Origin of the sequence: Streptomyces sp. NBC_01508 (genome assembly GCF_045040315.1) — a bacterium.
Classification (GTDB): domain Bacteria; phylum Actinomycetota; class Actinomycetes; order Streptomycetales; family Streptomycetaceae; genus Streptomyces.
This window is the reverse complement of record NZ_CP109419.1, coordinates 1,162,628-1,179,374: the sequence shown is the minus strand read 5'-3', so window position 1 is coordinate 1,179,374 and position 16,747 is coordinate 1,162,628. Positions and strand designations below refer to the sequence as shown.

Below are 16,747 nucleotides of genomic sequence, written 5' to 3'. Positions count from 1 at the left end.
CACCGGGCCGGATAGGGTCGACGCGGCGCGACTGCCTGTTCGAAAGCAAAGGAATACAAGGTGACGGACGGAGCAGTAACCGAGGCCGCGCACGTGCTCGTCGCGGCGGACAAGTTCAAGGGCTCACTCACGGCCGTGGAGGTCGCCGAGCGGGTAACGGCCGGGCTGCGCCTGGTCGCCCCCGAGGTGACGGTCGAGGCACTGCCCGTCGCCGACGGCGGTGACGGCACCGTGGCCGCGGCCGTGGCGGCCGGTTTCGAACGGCGTGAGGTACGGGTCACCGGACCGCTCGGCGACGAGTTGACCGCGGCGTACGCGCTCCGCGAGGGCACGGCCGTCGTGGAGATGGCCGAGGCATCGGGCCTCCAGCACCTGCCCGAGGGCGTCTTCGCACCCCTCACGGCCGGCACGTACGGCTCCGGCGAACTGCTGCGCGCCGCGCTCGACGCGGGAGCGCGCACCATCGTCTTCGGCGTCGGCGGCAGCGCCACGACGGACGGCGGCGCGGGCATGCTGGCCGCGCTCGGCGGGCGCTTCCTGGACGCCGGCGGGCAGCCGGTCGGACCCGGCGGCGGCGGGCTGCGCGACCTCGCGACGGTGGACCTGTCCGGGCTCGACCCCCGTATCGCCGAGACCGACATCGTCCTCGCCAGCGACGTCGACAACCCGCTCACCGGGCCGAAGGGCGCCGCAGCGGTCTACGGTCCGCAGAAGGGCGCGTCGCCCGGTGACGTCAGCACGCTCGACGCGGCCCTCGCGCACTACGCGAACGTCCTTGAGGAGAGCGTCGGGGCCAAGGCGGCCGAATCCGCGCTCGCACCCGGCGCCGGCGCCGCGGGCGGTATCGGCTACGGCGCCCTCGTCGGCCTCGCCGCGAGTTTCCGGCCCGGCATCGAGGTCATGCTCGACGTACTCGGCTTCGGCCTCGCGCTGTCCCGCGCCACGCTCGTCATCACCGGCGAGGGGTCACTGGACGAACAGACACTGCACGGCAAGGCCCCGGCGGGCGTCGCTGCGGCGGCCCGCGCGAAGAACATCGAGGTGATCGCGGTCTGCGGCCGGCTGGCACTGCGCCCGGAAGCCCTGGGCCGCGCCGGAATCCGCCGCGCGTACGCCCTGACGGACCTGGAGCCGGACCCGGCGCGCTGCATGGCGGAGGCGGGGCCGCTGCTGGAACGGATGTCGGCGAATATCGCCCGCGATTTCCTGGTCTGACGCCTAGGGTCTTCGTTTGGATCAGGCCGGATGAGGGAGCGGGGTCTGGTGCCGTGGATCGCGAGGTGGAGGAGGGAGGCATGGCGGGAGCCGTGCCTGCCCTTCCGCCGTCAACGCGGCGAGGCGCGGTGCCAGACCCCGCGAGCCCGGCAAGATCCAAACGAGAGGCCCTAAGGGTGCCGGTCCTGTGGTGGCGCTCCTTGCCGGGTCGCGCGGCCTGCGGGCCGCGCTCGTCCTCAATCGCCGGACGGGCTTCGTGTCGTGTCCTCAAGCGCCGGACGGGCTGGCGTGCTCTGTCCTCAAGCGCCGGACGGGCTGCCGTGCTCTGTCCTCAAGCGCCGGACGGGCTGGAAATGCCCGCCGGGCGGGCTGCGTACGCAGCCCGCCCGGCGATTGAGGGCAAGCGCGGCCCACGAGCCGCGCTTGCAACCGGTCAGCGTTCTCCGGCCACAGCCCTACGGAAGCTGCGCGGCACGCGCCTCGCGGCGGTTGTCGCGGAACGTGTTCACCCGTCGCGCCGTGGCGAAGAGCGGAATCACCGCGCCCGTCACTACCTGGAGCGCACAGCCCGTCTGGAGCAGCAGCTGCCCACCCGGCGCGTCGAACGCCCAGGCCGCCAGCAGCCCCATCGCGGCCACGATCCAGCTGAGCATCGCCAGCGCGAGGACACCGCGTGGCTTCGGATACTCGACCCGGCTCACCATCAGCCACGCCACGCCGATGATGGCGAGCAGCGTCGGCACGAAGGGCAGCTCCAGAAGCACGATCGAGACAACCGTGAGCGCGCCGAAGGGGCTCGGCATGCCCTGGAACATGCCGTCCTTCGGCTCCACACAGGAGAATCTCGCGAGCCGCAGGACCACCGCCAGCAGCACCACGATCGCCGCCAGCGCCGACACCCGCTGATGCGCGTCGTCGGCGACCATGCCGTAGACGAGCACGAAGTACGCGGGGGCCAGACCGAAGCTGATCAGGTCGGAGAGGTTGTCCAGCTCCGCGCCCATCGGCGAGCTGCGCAGCTTGCGGGCCACGAGTCCGTCGAACAGGTCGAAGACCGCCGCGCAGAGCATGAGGATGACGGCGGTGGCCGCGGAGTGCCGCGCCATGCCGGACTCTTCGCTGCCCGTGAGGTGCGGGATCAGGATGCCGGTGGTGGTGAAGTACACGGCCATGAAGCCACAGGTGGCGTTGCCGAGGGTGAGGGTGTCCGCTATCGACAGCCGCATGGAGAGCGGCATGTCTTCCGCGTCGTCCTCCTTCTCGGCCTCGGCGACCCAGCCGGCCGGTGTGTCGGGATCAATCACGGTCAATTCGAGTCACCCCTGCGGTCGTGGCCTGGCCGACCTCGACAGCGACCTCGACACCTTCCGGAAGGTAGATGTCGACGCGCGAGCCGAAGCGGATCAGGCCGATGCGCTCGCCTTGCTCCAGCTTGGTCCCCTGCGGTACGTAGGGCACGATCCGCCGGGCCACGGCGCCGGCGATCTGCACCATCTCGATGTCGCCCAGCTCGGTGTCGAAGTGCCAGACGACGCGCTCGTTGTTCTCGCTCTCCTTGTTGAACGCGGGAACGAAACCGCCCGGGATGTGCTCCACGGACGTCACCGTGCCCGCGAGGGGGGCACGGTTGACGTGGACGTTCAGCGGGCTCATGAAGATCGCGACGCGGGTGCGCCCGTCCTTCCACGGCATGATGCTCTGCACCACTCCGTCGGCCGGCGAGATGACCCGGCCCTGTGTGATCTCTCGCTCGGGGTCGCGGAAGAACCACAGCATGCCCGCCGCGAGAACGGTGGCGGGCACGGCGACGGCGGCGGCGCGCTTCGAGCGGCGCGCACGGACCAGACTGAGTGCTGCGGTGGCGACGGTCGGCAGAAGCCACGGCGATGCTCCGCGCGCAAGGCGACCCTTGGGAATGACGTCGCGTGGTGCGGAGGTTTGGCTGTGGGGCATGGATGACCTTCGTAGCGGATGGAGCCGCACGGGCAACGGGGGACGGCGGCTTTCCGTCGATGGTATCGGTTGCCGGGTGCAACTGGGCAATGCAGAAGCCGAGTCGACGGCCGGAAGACGATGACGCGGTGTGATGTCGTGGGCGGTCAAATGGGGCGATAGGTCTCGATCAACCCTGGAATCGGTACTCCTCCAGCAACCGGCGTCCAATGATCATTTTCTGGATCTCGGCGGTACCCTCGCCGATCAGCAGCATGGGCGCCTCGCGGTAAAGGCGCTCGATCTCGTACTCCTTGGAGAAGCCGTAACCGCCGTGGATACGGAAAGCGTCTTCGACGACTTCCTTGCAGTACTCGGAGGCGAGGTACTTCGCCATCCCTGCCTCCAGGTCGTTTCGTTCCCCGGAGTCCTTTTTGCGTGCCGCATTCACCATCATCGCATGAGCTGCTTCGACCTTGGTGGCCATTTCGGCCAGCTTGAACTGGATCGCCTGGTGCTGGGCGATCGGTTTGCCGAAAGTCTCGCGCTGCTGGGCGTACGAGACGCCGAGTTCGAAGGCGCGTTGCGCGACGCCACAGCCACGCGCCGCGACGTTGACGCGGCCGACCTCGACGCCGTCCATCATTTGGTAAAACCCCCGGCCGGTGGTGCCGCCGAGGACCCGATTGGCCGGAATGCGCAGGCCATCCATGATCAACTCGGTGGTGTCGACGCCCTTGTATCCCATCTTGTCGATCTTGCCGGGGATGGTGAGACCGGGCCGCACCTCACCGAAGCCGGGCTCCTTCTCCACCAGGAACGTCGTCATCGACCTGTGCCGGGCCGTGCCCTGCGGGTGTCCTTCGTCACTGCGGCACAGAACGGCGACGAGCGTCGACGTGCCGCCGTTCGTCAGCCACATCTTCTGGCCGTCCAGGACGTACTCGTCGCCGTCCTTCACACCCTTCGACGTGATCGCCGACACGTCCGAGCCGAGCCCCGGCTCGGACATCGAGAACGCGCCGCGCACCTCGCCGGCCGCCATCCGCGGCAGGAAGGTGTCCCGCTGCTCCTGGGTGCCGTGCTGCTTGAGCAGGTACGCCACGATGAAATGCGTGTTGATGATGCCCGAGACGGACATCCAGCCGCGGGCGATCTCCTCCACGCAGAGCGCGTACGTGAGCAGTGACTCGCCCAGGCCGCCGTACTCCTCGGGGATCATCAGCCCGAACAGGCCCAGTTCCTTGAGCCCTTCGACGATCCGGGTCGGGTACTCGTCCCGGTGCTCCAGCTCGGTGGCCACCGGCAGGATCTCTCTGTCGACGAAGTCCCGGACCGTGGAGAGGATCTCCCGCTGGATGTCGGTCAGGTCCGCGGTCTGGGCGAGACGGCTCATGGGTCAGCTCTCCTGCGTGATCGGGTCGGGGCGGCCGGGCTGTTCGCCGCCGCGCTCGTCGATGTAGGTCGCGGTCGGCACCATCACCTTGCGGCGGAACACGCACACGACCGTGCCGTCCTGCTTGTAGCCCCGCGTCTCGACGTACACGACGCCCCGGTCGTTCTTCGACCGCGACGGCGTCTTGTCCAGGACGGTCGTCTCGCCGTACAGCGTGTCGCCGTGGAAGGTCGGCGCGATGTGCCGCAGCGACTCGACCTCCAGATTGGCGATGGCCTTGCCGGAGACGTCGGGGACCGACATGCCGAGCAGCAGCGAGTAGATGTAGTTCCCCACCACCACGTTCCGGCCGAAGTCGGTCGTCCTCCTCGCGTAGTTGCTGTCGAGGTGGAGCGGATGGTGGTTCATGGTGAGCAGACAGAACAGGTGGTCGTCGTACTCGGTGACGGTCTTTCCCGGCCAGTGCTTGTAGACCGCGCCGACCTCGAACTCCTCAAAGGTGCGTCCGAATCGCATCGTTCACGCCTCCGGGGCTTCGAACGTGGAGGTGCGCCGCAGACCCGCCGCCCGGCCCTTGCCCGAGACGACCAGCGCCATCTTGCGGCTCGCCTCGTCGATCATCTCGTCGCCGAGCATCGCCGACCCCTTCTTGCCGCCCGCCTCGGACGTCGCGTGGTCGTACGCGTCGAGGATCAGCTCCGCGTGGTCGTAGTCCTCCTGCGACGGCGAGAAGATCTCGTTCGCGGCGTCGATCTGGCCAGGGTGCAGGACCCACTTGCCGTCGAAGCCCAGCGCGGCGGCGCGGCCCGCGACCTCGCGGAACGCGTCCACGTCCCGGATCTTCAGGAACGGCCCGTCGATCGCCTGGAGATCGTGCGTACGGGCCGCCATCAGGATCCGCATCAGGATGTAGTGGTAGGCGTCCGCGCCGTAACCGGGCGGCTGCTGCCCCACCACCAGCGTCTTCATGTTGATCGACGCCATGAAGTCGGCCGGGCCGAACACGATGGTCTCAAGACGCGGCGACGAGGCCGCGATCTCGTCCACGTTCACCAGACCCTTGGCGTTCTCGATCTGCGCCTCGATACCGATCCGGCCGACCTCGAAGCCCATCGTCTTCTCGATCTGGGTGAGCAGCAGATCCAGCGCCACCACCTGCTGGGCGTCCTGCACCTTGGGCAGCATGACGCAGTCCAGATTGTGGCCCGCGCCCTCCACGACCGTGACCACGTCCCGGTAAGTCCAGTGCGTCGTCCAGTCGTTGACGCGTACGACCCGGGTCTTGCCCGTCCAGTCACCCTTGTTGAGCGCGTCCACGATGGTGTGCCGGGCGCCCTCCTTGGCGAGCGGCGCGCAGGCGTCCTCCAGATCGAGGAAGACCTGGTCGGCCGGCAGCCCCTGGGCCTTCTCCAGGAAGCGCGGGTTCGAGCCGGGCACCGCCAGGCAGGAGCGGCGCGAATGGTGCCTGTCTGCCGGGGTTTTTGACACGTGCGACTTGGGCGACGTGGTCATGTGCGGACCTCCAGGGGGTCGAGCTTGTTCGCGTGACGGATCTCGTCGACGATACGGCCGATGATCTCGGTGATTCCGAAGTCCTTCGGGGTGAACACGGCGGCCACTCCGGCGGCCCGCAGCGCCTCGGCGTCGGCGCCCGGGATGATCCCGCCGACGATGACCGGGACGTCCCCGGCCCCCGCCTCCCGCAGCCGCCCGAGCACGTCCGGGACCAGCGCGGCGTGCGAGCCGGAGAGGATCGACAGGCCCACGCAGTGCACGTCCTCGGCGACGGCGGCGTTCACGATCTGCTCGGGCGTCAGCCTGATGCCCTGGTAGACCACCTCGAACCCGGCGTCCCGCGCTCGTACGGCGATCTGCTCGGCCCCGTTGGAGTGCCCGTCCAGACCCGGCTTGCCCACCAGCAGCCGCAGCCGCCCCGAGCCCAGCTCGGCGGCCGTACGGGACACCTTCTCCCGTACGGCGGCCAGCGGCGTCCCCGCCGCCGCGGCGACCGCGACCGGCGCGCCGCCCACCCCGGTCGGCGCCCGGAACTCGCCGAAGACGTCCCGCAGCGCCCAGGACCACTCGCCGGTCGTGACCCCGGCCCGCGCGCACTCCACGGTCGCCGCCATCAGATTGCCGGTGCCGGCCGCGGCCCGCTTCAGGGCGGCCAGCGACTCGCTCGCCCGCGCCTCGTCTCGGCCGGCCCGCCACGCGTGCAGCGCGGCCACCACCCGATCCTCGTTCGCCGGATCGACCGTCATGATCGCGGTGTCCAGATCGGCGGTCAGCGGACTGGGCTCGGTCGCCTCGAAGCAGTTGACGCCGACGACCTTCTCCTCGCCCGACTCGATCCGCGCCCGGTGCTCGGCGTGCGAGGAGACCAGCCGCGACTTCAGATAGCCGGACTCGACGGCCGCCAGCGCGCCGCCCATCTCCTCGATACGCGCCATCTCCGCCAGCGAGTCCTCGACCAGGGACGCCACCTTCGCCTCCACGACATGCGACCCGGCGAAGATGTCCTCGTACTCCAACAGGTCGCTCTCCAGGGCGAGTACCTGCTGAATACGGAGCGACCACTGCTGGTCCCAGGGCCGGGGGAGGCCCAACGCCTCGTTCCAGGCCGGGAGTTGTACGGCGCGGGCACGGGCGTCCTTGGAGAGCGTGACGCCCAGCATCTCCAGCACGATGCGCTGGACGTTGTTCTCCGGCTGCGCCTCCGTCAGCCCCAGGGAGTTGACCTGGACGCCGTAACGGAACCGCCGCTGCTTCTCGTCGGCGACGCCGTACCGCTCGCGGGTGATCTGGTCCCAGATGCGGCCGAAGGCGCGCATCTTGCACATCTCCTCGATGAATCGGACCCCGGCGTTCACGAAGAACGAGATACGGGCGACGACGTCGCCGAACCGTGTCGCCGGCACCTGCCCGCTGTCGCGCACCGCGTCCAGCACGGCGATCGCCGTCGACATCGCGTACGCGATCTCCTGGACCGGGGTCGCCCCGGCCTCCTGGAGGTGGTAGCTGCAGATGTTGATCGGGTTCCACCTGGGGATGTGCGCCACCGTGTACGTGATCATGTCGGTGGTCAGCCGCAGCGAGGGCACCGGCGGGAAGACATGCGTCCCGCGCGACAGGTACTCCTTCACGATGTCGTTCTGCGTCGTCCCCTGGAGCAGGTCGCTGTCCGCGCCCTGCTCCTCGGCGACCACCTGGTAGAGCGCCAGCAGCCACATGGCGGTGGCGTTGATGGTCATCGACGTGTTCATCCGCGCGAGCGGGATGTCCTGGAACAGCCGCCGCATGTCGCCGAGATGGGAGACGGGGACGCCCACCCGGCCGACCTCGCCGCGCGCCAGGACGTGGTCGGGGTCGTAACCCGTCTGGGTCGGCAGGTCGAAGGCGACCGAGAGACCGGTCTGGCCCTTGGCCAGGTTGTTCCGGTACAGCGCGTTGGACGCCTCGGCGGTCGAATGGCCGGCGTAGGTCCGCATGAGCCACGGCCGATCCTTGGACGGCCTGTTGACCGCTTCGGGTTCGGGTTCGGGTCCGGGCTCGGGTCCGGGCTCGGGTTCGGGTCCGGGCATGTCACACGTCCCGGAAGCGGTTGATGGCGTCGATGTGCTTTTCGCGTGTCTCCGGGTCGCTGACGCCCAGACCTTCGTGGGGTGCCAGGGCGAGGACGCCGACCTTGCCCTGGTGCTTGTTGCTGTGCACGTCGTAGGCGGCCTGGCCGGTCTCCTCCAGCGTGTACACCTTCGACAGTGTCGGGTGGATCTTGCCTTTGCCGACGAGGCGGTTGGCTTCCCAGGCTTCGCGGTAGTTGGCGAAGTGCGAGCCCACGATGCGCTTCAGCGACATCCAGAGGTAGCGGTTGTCGTATTCGTGGGTGTAGCCGGAGGTGGAGGCGCAGGTGACGATGGTGCCGCCCTTGCGGGTGACGTAGACGCTGGCGCCGAAGGTTTCGCGGCCGGGGTGTTCGAAGACGATGTCGACGTCTTCGCCGCCGGTGAGTTCGCGGATGCGTTTGCCGAACCGCTTCCACTCACGCGGATCCTGGTGGTGTTCGTCCTGCCAGAAGCGGTAGTCCTCGGCGGTGCGGTCGATGATGGCGTCGGCGCCCATGCGGCGGCAGATCTCGGCCTTGTGGTCGCTGGAGACGACGCAGACGGGGTTGGCGCCGCCGGCGAGCGCGAACTGCGTGGCGTAGGAGCCGAGTCCGCCGCTGGCGCCCCAGATGAGGACGTTGTCGCCCTGTTTCATGCCGGCGCCGTTGCGTGAGACGAGCTGGCGGTAGGCGGTGGAGTTGACGAGGCCGGGGGCCGCGGCCTCTTCCCAGGTGAGGTGTCTGGCCTTGGGCATGAGCTGGTTGGACTTGACGAGTGCGATCTCCGCCAGGCCGCCGAAGTTGGTCTCGAAGCCCCAGATGCGCTGTTCGGGGTCGAGCATCGTGTCGTTGTGTCCGTCGGAGCTTTCGAGTTCGACGGAGAGGCAGTGGGCGACGACCTCGTCGCCGGGGTGCCAGGTGTTCACGCCGGGGCCGGTGCGCAGGACGACTCCGGCCAGGTCGGAGCCGATGACGTGGTAGGGCAGGTCGTGTCGTTTCGACAGTTCGCTGAGCTTGCCGTAGCGCTCCAGGAAGCCGAAGGTCGACATCGGCTCGAAGATCGAGGTCCAGACGGAGTTGTAGTTGACCGAGCTGGCCATCACGGCCACCAGGGCCTCACCGGGGCCGAGTTCGGGCACCGGCACCTCATCGAGGTGGAGCGACTTGCGCGGGTCCTTCTCGCGGGAGTCGAGACCGGCGAACATCTCGGTCTCGTCCTTGTGCACGGTCACCGCGCGGTACGTATCGGGCAGCGGCAGTGCGGCGACGTCGGCGGACGTGCTGTCCGGCGACTGGATGGCGTCCAGGATGTCCTTCACGGTGTGGCCTCCGGCGGGGCGTGTTGCGGGAACGCTGAACAGGTCCCTGGGGGATGGGACATGGGGTCGCGCGGTGCGCGTGGTGCGGTGGAGGTGTGCCGTCGGTTCGGCTCGTGGTGGTGCACGGCGACGCCGGGTGGGCGCGTGGGATGCCTGTGACGCAGGCGTCCGGGCACGCGGGCCGGGTGGCTCGCGGGGACAGCCGGCGTACGAGAGGTCTCGGTACGCCGGCCGCCCGGACACCCACAAGGTATGGCACGCCGTGTCGTTGGACAAGGCACTGCGTGCCAGAAATTTTTCTCAGTTGTCATCCGTGAGACACGCATGAGCACCGGCAGTCCACTCTGTGAGGTGAAATGTCACCATAAGTGGCTGTTTGGTGGCGAGGTGTCTCGGTGGAGGCGTGTCACGGAGGGCGTGTGTCAGCGGGGCGTGTCAGGGAGCGGGCTGCCGCGCGGGCCGTGCTACCGGCGCATGCGGCAACCGGCGTCTGTGACCACCGGCGCGTATGACCACCGGCGTGCGTGATTCCTGGCGTGTGTGGCTACCGGCGAGTGTGTGCCGGAGGCACGTCACGCGTCCTTGAGCGCCTGCTTGATCGTGCGCATGACCTCGTCCAGCGGCGCGTCCGTACGGGCCACCGCCACCAGGACCTCGCCGCTGGTGCTCACCGTGGCCGCCGGCCGCGGGCCGCGCCCCATGGCCCGGCCCGCGCCGATGCCCGAGCCGAACGTGTCGCGGACGATCGCGAAGGCGTGGTCGAGCTGCGTCTCCACGTCGCCCTGGCCGTCGGCCCGCAGCCAGCGGCGCAGCACATGGTTGTGCGCGGTGACGACGGCGGACGCGGCCACCTCGGCGAGCAGCGGGTCGTCGTTTCCGTCGGGGTGCTCGTGCTCGTCGAAGTGGCCCAGCAGATACCGGGTGAAGAGCCGTTCGTAGCGGGCCACCGAGGCGATCTCCGCCTCGCGCAGCGTGGGCACTTCGCGGGTGAGCTGGTAGCGCGCCACGGACAGGGTCGGCGAAGCCGCGTACATCCGCATGACTTCCCTGATGCCCCGGCACACGGTGTCGAGCGGATGCTCGTGCGCCGGCGCCGCGTTGAGGACCGCCTCCGCGCGGACGAGGGTGTCGTCGTGGTCCGGGAAGATCGCCTCTTCCTTGGAGCGGAAGTGCCGGAAGAACGTCCGGCGCGCGACTCCGGCCGCCGCCGCGATCTCGTCGACGGTCGTCGCCTCGTACCCCTTGGTCGAGAACAGCTCCATCGCCGCCGCCGACAGCTCCCGGCGCATCTTCAGCCGCTGGGCCGCCGCGCGGCCACCGGCCGCGCTCTCCGGCGCGTCGGTCGTCGGGTTCGTACGGGCGGGCCGTCGGGCGGAGTCAGCGGGCTGAGCCATGACCCGAACGTACTGCATCCGTGCGGGAGGGCGCGCCTGTGGGGGCGGTGCCCGGACTGCGGGGGCGGTGCCGGGACGGGCCGCCGCACGCGGCCCGTCCGGCGGCCGAGGACACGGCGCTACTTCCCGGACACGCCCTGGCGCGGCGCCGCGTACTCGCGGAAGCCGCGCCCCGTCTTACGGCCCAGACAGCCCGCCGCCACCAGGTGTTCCAGCAGCGGCGCCGGTGCCAGCCCCGGATCGCGGAACTCGCGGTGCAGAACCCGCTCGATGGCCAGCGAGACATCGAGACCGACCACGTCCAGGAGTTCGAACGGCCCCATCGGATAGCCGCCGCCCAGCTTCATCGCCGCGTCGATGTCGTCCAGCGTCGCGTAGTGCTCCTGGACCATCTTGATCGCGTTGTTGAGATACGGGAACAGCAGCGCGTTCACGATGAAACCGGCCCGGTCGCCGCAGTCCACCGGGTGCTTGCGGATCGTCGCGCACACCTCGCGGACCGTGGCGTGGACCTCGTCGGACGTAAGGACGGTACGGACCACCTCGACCAGCTTCATCGCGGGAGCCGGGTTGAAGAAGTGCATGCCGATGACGTCCCGCGGACGCGTCGTGGCACGGGCGCAGGCGACGACCGGCAGCGACGACGTGGTGGTGGCCAGCACGGCGCCCGGCTTGCACACCTTGTCCAGCGCCGCGAACAGCTGCCGCTTGACCTGAAGATCCTCGGCCACCGCCTCGACGGCCAGATCCACCTCGTCGAACGCGTCGAGCGAACCGGCCGGCGTGATCCGCGCCAGCGCGTCGTCGCGTGCCTCGCCGGTCAGCCGCCCCTTCTCGACGGAGCGGCCCAGCGACTTGGCGACCCGCGCCTTGGCCGCGTCCGCCTTCTCCTTGCTACGGGCGGCGAGCACCACGACGTAACCCGCCTTGGCGAAGACCTCGGCGATCCCGCTCGCCATCGTCCCCGACCCCGCGACGCCGACCGAACGGACGGCGGGCCGCTGACCCCCGTCGCCGCGCCCGCCGCGCCCACCACGCCCGCCGTCCAGCGGGGTCAGCGCGTCGCGCACCACCGTGCCGCTGCCCGGCGCCTCGTACGTGTAGAAGCCACGCCCCGACTTACGTCCGGTGAGCCCGGCCTCGCTGAGCTGTCCGAGGATCGGCGCCGGGGCGTGCAGCCGGTCCCGCGACGCGGCGTACATGGCCTCCAGGACCGTACGGGCGGTGTCGACGCCGATCAGGTCCAGCAGCGCCAGCGGTCCCATCGGCAGCCCGCAGCCGAGCCGCATCGCGGCGTCGATGTCCTCGCGTGTCGCGTACTTGGCCTCGTACATCGCGGCGGCCTGGTTCAGATAGCCGAAGAGCAGCCCGTCGGCGACGAAGCCGGGCCGGTCGCCCACGGCGACGGGCTCCTTGCCCAGCTCGCGCGCCAGCGCGGTGACGGCGGTGACGGCCGCCGGCGCGGTCAGCACCGACGACACGACCTCGACCAGCTTCATCGCGGGAGCCGGGTTGAAGAAGTGCATGCCGAGCACCCGCTCGGGACGCGAGGAGTCCGCGGCCAGCCGGGTCACCGACAGCGCGTTCGTGCCGGTCGCCAGGATGGTGGCGGGGCCGACGATCGCGTCCAGCGCGCGGAAGACCTGCTGCTTGATCTCGTACGACTCGGGGACGACCTCGATGACGAGATCGGCCTCCGCGGCGGCCTGGAGGTCGGTGAACGTACGGAACCGGGCGAGCATGCCGCGCCGCTCCTCCTCGGTGATCCGCCCGCGCTCCACGGCACGCGCGGTGGACGCTTCGAGCGCGGCGACCGCCTGGGCGGTGGCGATCTCGTCGATGTCGATGCCGATGACCTCACGGCCGGCGCGGGCGAGGACTTCGGTGATACCGGTCCCCATCGTGCCGAGGCCGACGACGGCGATGGTGGAGAGAGGGATGTCCATCACGGGACTCCAGGGGGATGAGTGACGACTGAAGAGGGGACAGGCGCGTTGTCGTCGCCCGGGGCCGCCGTCAACTGGCGTGCGCCGCACGGGCGTTGTGGGAGTGGCGGTGGGAGCTGTTGTGGCGGAGAAGGAATCGGCGGACCCTGTCCCGGAGTCACGCCGTGCGTATGCCGAACCGACAGGCACCCACGGTGGCTGCGTCACCAGGCCACCGGGAGCCGCGGGGGTTTCCCGCTCACCTGAGGCTAACCGGCGGGTAACGAGCGCGCCAGCCCTGGGGGGATGTGCGGTACGTCACCGGCGTTAACCGGCCGTTCCGGCTCCGGGTGGTCACGGAGAGCGTCCCGGCGGACACGGAGCGCGGATACCCTGCCCGGCATGAGCGAGCTGGAACGGCAGGCCGAGGTACCCGAGGTGCCCGAGGTGCCCGAGGTGCCTGGGGCACCCGGGGTGAACAGGCCCCGCGCGCCGATGGCCGTCCGCGCCGAACGGCGCGGCACCGACGACGAATTGAACGCACTCGCAGACCGGGTACGCGACGAGTCCGGCGACTCGGCCGCGTACCGGCGGCTGATCGCCACCGACGACCACGAGAAACTGGCCGACGTCCTCGTCGCCCCCCAACACCCCCTGTGGGCACGGGAGATCGCCGCCTTCCGGCTCGGCTGCGCGGGCGACCGGCGGGCGTTCGAGACGCTGGTGCTGCTCCTCAACCACCGTGATCCCGAGCGCTGCGCGTCGGCCGCCCACGCGCTGGCCGCACTGGCCGACCCCCGTACGCCGCGCGCCGCCGCCGCGCTCGCCACCAACGTGCTGCGCACCGCCTACGCGCTCCACCCGGTGCGACTGCTCACCGAGCTACGGGCGCCGCAGTCCGTACCGGCCCTGCTCGCGACCCTGGAGCGGCTGCTCGCGCCGGACGAGACCCACTGGCGGGTGGCGCTCGCGTGCGTCGACGGTCTGGGCCGGCTGGGCGACCGGCGCGCGCTGCCCCTGCTCCGCAACGCCCGCGCACACCCCCGGCTGTCCGGCGCGGCGTCGGAGGCGCTCAGACGCCTCGGCTGAGGGGGCGCGCGTAACGCACCTCGGGCACCGCGACACCGTCCACATCGAAGGGCTCCTCCGCGCCGTCGGGTGCGAATCCGGCCTTTTCGTAGAAGCGGCGGGCGCGGGCGTTCTCCTTCAGGACCCAGAGGAGCAGCGGGGACCGGCCGCTCGCCGCGGCGTGCTCCAGCCAGGTGTCCAGCAGGGCCCGGCCGACACCGGTCGACACGTGCTCGGGCCGTACGTACAGCGCGTACAGCTCACCGGCACCGGCGGGCGCGTCCTCGTCCCGGCACGGCCCGTAGCAGCCCCAGCCGACCACCGAACCGTCGCGCTCCGCCACGACGTTCACGACCCGGCCGTCCCCCTCGGCGAGCCGGGCACGCCCCTGAGCCGCGTCCTCCTCGACGCTCATCGCGTCGAGGTGGGTCCGGGGCATCAGGCCGGCGTACGCCCACCGCCAGCCGTCGATCCGCAGGGCGGCGACGGCGTCGCAGTCGTCGGCGGTCATCGTACGAATGTGAAAGGCCATGGCTCAGGCACCGTCCTCGCCGACGATGGCGAACGCCTCGATCTCCACGAGCAGTTCGGGCCGGAACAGCGCGGCCACCTGGACGGCGGAGCTGGCCGGGGGCCGCGCGGTGTCGATCACCTCGTCGCGCGCCGTGCGTACGGCGGGCAGATGCGCGACGTCGGTCACGAAGTACGTCAGCTTGACGACGTCGTCGAAGGAGGCGCCCGCCTCGGCGAGACACCGGCGCAGGTTCTCGAAGACCTGCCGGGCCTGCGCACCGGCGTCCCCCGCGCCGACGATCCCCCCGTCGGCGTCGAAGGCGCACTGCCCGGACACGGCGACGAAGCGCCCGGTGCCCCAGACGACGTGGCTGTAGCCGTTGCCGGGGGCGACGCCGGCGGGGGAGTGGATGTGGGTGAGTCGGGTCATGGTGCCATCCTCGTTGACGCGCCCGCCGCGTGACGAGGGCTTTTCGCCGCGCTGAGCCTGGTACGCGACCGGTCCGCCCCGTGGCCGGTTGTGTCCTCGAACGCCGGACGGGCTGACGGTGGCGCGCAGCGACTCGTTCGCCGCGTTGACGATGGCGTCCGTGTCCTGGCGCGTGATGTCGCCCCGTACGACCTCGATCACTGTCATGCGGGGATGCTCGCACCCCGCGCTACAACAGCGTCAGCTGTGTCGGACCCGGCTCCGGCGCCACATCCGGCGTCGTTGGGACCAGTACGTGCCGGCGCCCCGACCGCCCGGCCGGGCCGATGCCGAACTCGTCCGCCAGTTCGTGGACCTGGCGTGTGACGCGGCGCTGGTACCACTTCGGCGCGTACGCCCCCTCCGCGTACAGCCGCTCGTAGCGCGGCACCAGATGCGCGTGGTGCTCCCGCAGCCACCGCGTGAACCACTCGCGGGCGCCCGGCCGCAGATGCAGTACCAGCGGGGTCACCGATGTCGCCCCGGACGCGGCTATCGCCCGCACCGTGGCCCGGAGTTGGTTCGGGCTGTCGCCGAGGAAGGGGATGACGGGGGCCATCAGGACCCCGCAGGCTATGCCGCTGTCCGTCAGGGTACGGACGGCGGCGAGGCGGCGTTCCGGCGAGGGGGTGCCCGGCTCGACCGTGCGCCACAACTCCTGGTCGGTGAAGCCGACGGAGACGGACACGCCGACGTCCGTGACCTGGGCGGCCTGCCGCAGCAGTTCCAGGTCGCGGAGGATCAGCGTGCCCTTCGTCAGGATGGAGAAGGGGTTCGCGCGGTCGCGCAGCGCCGAGATGATGCCCGGCATCAACTGGTAACGGCCTTCGGCCCGTTGGTAGCAGTCGACGTTCGTCCCCATGGCGATGTGCGCGCCCTGCCACTGGCGGGAGGCGAGTTGGCGGCGCAGCAGCGTCGGCGCGTTGATCTTGACGATGATCTGCGAGTCGAAGCCGAGGCCGGTGTCGAGGTCCAGATAGCTGTGGGTCTTGCGGGCGAAGCAGTACACGCAGGCGTGTGTGCATCCCCGGTACGGATTGACCGTCCACTCGAACGGCATCCGGGACGCGCCCGGCACCCGGTTCACGATCGAACGGGCGCGGATCTCGTGGAACGTGATGCCCCGGAATTCGGGGGTGTCGAAGGTCCTGGTGGTCACCGCGTCCGTACCGAAGAGCGCGGCGTCGCGGGCCGACACGGGGTTCTCGGCCAGATTGTCCCAGCGCATGTGCGCCTCCTCAGATGTACTGACCACAGAATAGAACACTTGTTCCCATGATCGAAGCAACCCCGGATTTGGGCGCGCCCCTTCGAGATGGTTGGCTGGCCGCCCGGAGAACCGAATGCTGGAGGAAGCCATGGCGCAGGTCGAAGCCACGACGGAGCGGATCATCGCGGCGGACCCGGAGACGGTGTTCGACGCGCTGGCGGACTACCAGGACACCCGCCCGAAGGTGCTGCCCGGGCACTTCAGCGAGTACGAGGTCCGCGAGGGCGGCGACGGCGAGGGGACGCTCGTCCACTGGAAGCTCCAGGCGACCAGCAAGCGCGTTCGCGACTGCCTGCTGGAAGTCACCGAGCCCACCGACGGTCAGCTCGTGGAGAAGGACCGCAACTCATCGATGGTCACCACCTGGGTCGTCACCCCGGCGGGCGAAGGCCGTTCGAAGGCCGTCGTCACCACCGTCTGGGACGGGGCCGGGGGGATCGGCGGCTTCTTCGAGAGGACGTTCGCGCCCAAGGGGCTCGCCCGTATCTACGACGAGCTGCTCGAAAAGCTCGCGGCGGAGACGGAGAAGGCCACCGGCGCGTCCTGAGCCGACGCGTCCTGAGCGGACCTGTCCCGCTGTCCCGCTGTCCCACACCGTCAAGTCCCCTGACGCCGAGGCGTCCCGAACACCCAGGAAGGGCGTCC

15 protein-coding genes are annotated in these 16,747 nt (G+C 70.2%); 3 read left to right on the top strand and 12 right to left on the bottom strand.

The genetic code is table 11. The features are described from left to right. Positions 1-60 precede the first annotated feature (60 nt). Entirely contained in the window at positions 61-1,215 is a 1,155-nt protein-coding gene (locus tag OG700_RS05300; protein WP_405609608.1) for a glycerate kinase, read from the top strand. Between the two features lie 455 nt (positions 1,216-1,670). Here OG700_RS05300 and pssA read toward each other — a convergent pair whose 3' ends face one another. The 9 genes from pssA to OG700_RS05255 form a co-directional block, all read right to left on the bottom strand. After that, positions 1,671-2,525 carry a CDP-diacylglycerol--serine O-phosphatidyltransferase gene (pssA, locus tag OG700_RS05295; RefSeq protein WP_405609605.1) on the bottom strand — a complete coding sequence of 285 codons (855 nt, stop codon included), beginning with the start codon at positions 2,523-2,525 and terminating at the stop codon, positions 1,671-1,673. Beyond that, positions 2,512-3,168, bottom strand: a complete 657-nt coding sequence (locus tag OG700_RS05290; RefSeq protein ID WP_405609602.1) for a phosphatidylserine decarboxylase — start codon at positions 3,166-3,168, stop codon at positions 2,512-2,514. The genes pssA and OG700_RS05290 overlap by 14 nt, the downstream gene beginning before the upstream one ends. Before the next feature lie 169 nt (positions 3,169-3,337). Next, a complete protein-coding gene (locus OG700_RS05285) occupies positions 3,338-4,543 on the bottom strand; it encodes an acyl-CoA dehydrogenase family protein (RefSeq protein ID WP_405609599.1) in 1,206 nt (401 codons plus the stop codon). 3 nt (positions 4,544-4,546) lie between these two features. Beyond that, the gene (locus OG700_RS05280) at positions 4,547-5,059 is read right to left on the bottom strand and encodes a MaoC family dehydratase (protein WP_405609596.1); all 513 of its coding nucleotides are present in this window, start codon (positions 5,057-5,059) and stop codon (positions 4,547-4,549) included. A 3-nt stretch (positions 5,060-5,062) separates the two neighbouring features. After that, a complete protein-coding gene (locus OG700_RS05275) occupies positions 5,063-6,055 on the bottom strand; it encodes an HpcH/HpaI aldolase/citrate lyase family protein (RefSeq protein ID WP_405609593.1) in 993 nt (330 codons plus the stop codon). Continuing rightward, positions 6,052-8,124: a protein meaA gene (locus tag OG700_RS05270; protein WP_405609590.1), complete on the bottom strand. Its 2,073-nt coding sequence runs from the start codon at positions 8,122-8,124 to the stop codon at positions 6,052-6,054. Before OG700_RS05270 ends, OG700_RS05275 begins: the two co-directional genes overlap by 4 nt. A gap of 1 nt (position 8,125) precedes the next feature. Further along, positions 8,126-9,463 carry a crotonyl-CoA carboxylase/reductase gene (gene ccrA / locus OG700_RS05265; protein WP_405609587.1) on the bottom strand — a complete coding sequence of 446 codons (1,338 nt, stop codon included), beginning with the start codon at positions 9,461-9,463 and terminating at the stop codon, positions 8,126-8,128. A 572-nt stretch (positions 9,464-10,035) separates the two neighbouring features. Continuing rightward, on the bottom strand, positions 10,036-10,875 hold the full coding sequence (locus tag OG700_RS05260) for a TetR family transcriptional regulator (RefSeq protein ID WP_405609584.1): 840 nt from the start codon (positions 10,873-10,875) through the stop codon (positions 10,036-10,038). Positions 10,876-10,976: 101 nt separating this feature from the next. Beyond that, entirely contained in the window at positions 10,977-12,803 is a 1,827-nt protein-coding gene (locus OG700_RS05255) for a 3-hydroxyacyl-CoA dehydrogenase family protein (protein WP_405609581.1), read from the bottom strand. Positions 12,804-13,277: 474 nt separating this feature from the next. Here OG700_RS05255 and OG700_RS05250 point away from each other — a divergent pair, with 474 nt between their 5' ends. Then, positions 13,278-13,871, top strand: a complete 594-nt coding sequence (locus OG700_RS05250; protein ID WP_405621461.1) for an adenylosuccinate lyase — start codon at positions 13,278-13,280, stop codon at positions 13,869-13,871. Here the strand turns inward: OG700_RS05250 and OG700_RS05245 are convergent. The 3 genes from OG700_RS05245 to OG700_RS05235 form a co-directional block, all read right to left on the bottom strand. Next, the gene (locus tag OG700_RS05245; protein ID WP_405609578.1) at positions 13,855-14,361 is read right to left on the bottom strand and encodes a GNAT family N-acetyltransferase; all 507 of its coding nucleotides are present in this window, start codon (positions 14,359-14,361) and stop codon (positions 13,855-13,857) included. The genes OG700_RS05250 and OG700_RS05245 overlap by 17 nt on opposite strands. A gap of 24 nt (positions 14,362-14,385) precedes the next feature. After that, complete coding sequence (locus OG700_RS05240; RefSeq protein ID WP_405621459.1) at positions 14,386-14,793, bottom strand: RidA family protein; 408 nt, start codon at positions 14,791-14,793, stop codon at positions 14,386-14,388. A gap of 229 nt (positions 14,794-15,022) precedes the next feature. Continuing rightward, entirely contained in the window at positions 15,023-16,060 is a 1,038-nt protein-coding gene (locus OG700_RS05235) for an Rv2578c family radical SAM protein (protein ID WP_405609575.1), read from the bottom strand. A 130-nt stretch (positions 16,061-16,190) separates the two neighbouring features. Between OG700_RS05235 and OG700_RS05230 the strand changes: the two genes are divergently transcribed. Further along, positions 16,191-16,649 (top strand): SRPBCC family protein, encoded by a 459-nt coding sequence (locus tag OG700_RS05230; protein WP_405621457.1) that lies wholly within the window; start codon positions 16,191-16,193, stop codon positions 16,647-16,649. The last annotated feature ends 98 nt before the right edge of the window (positions 16,650-16,747 follow it).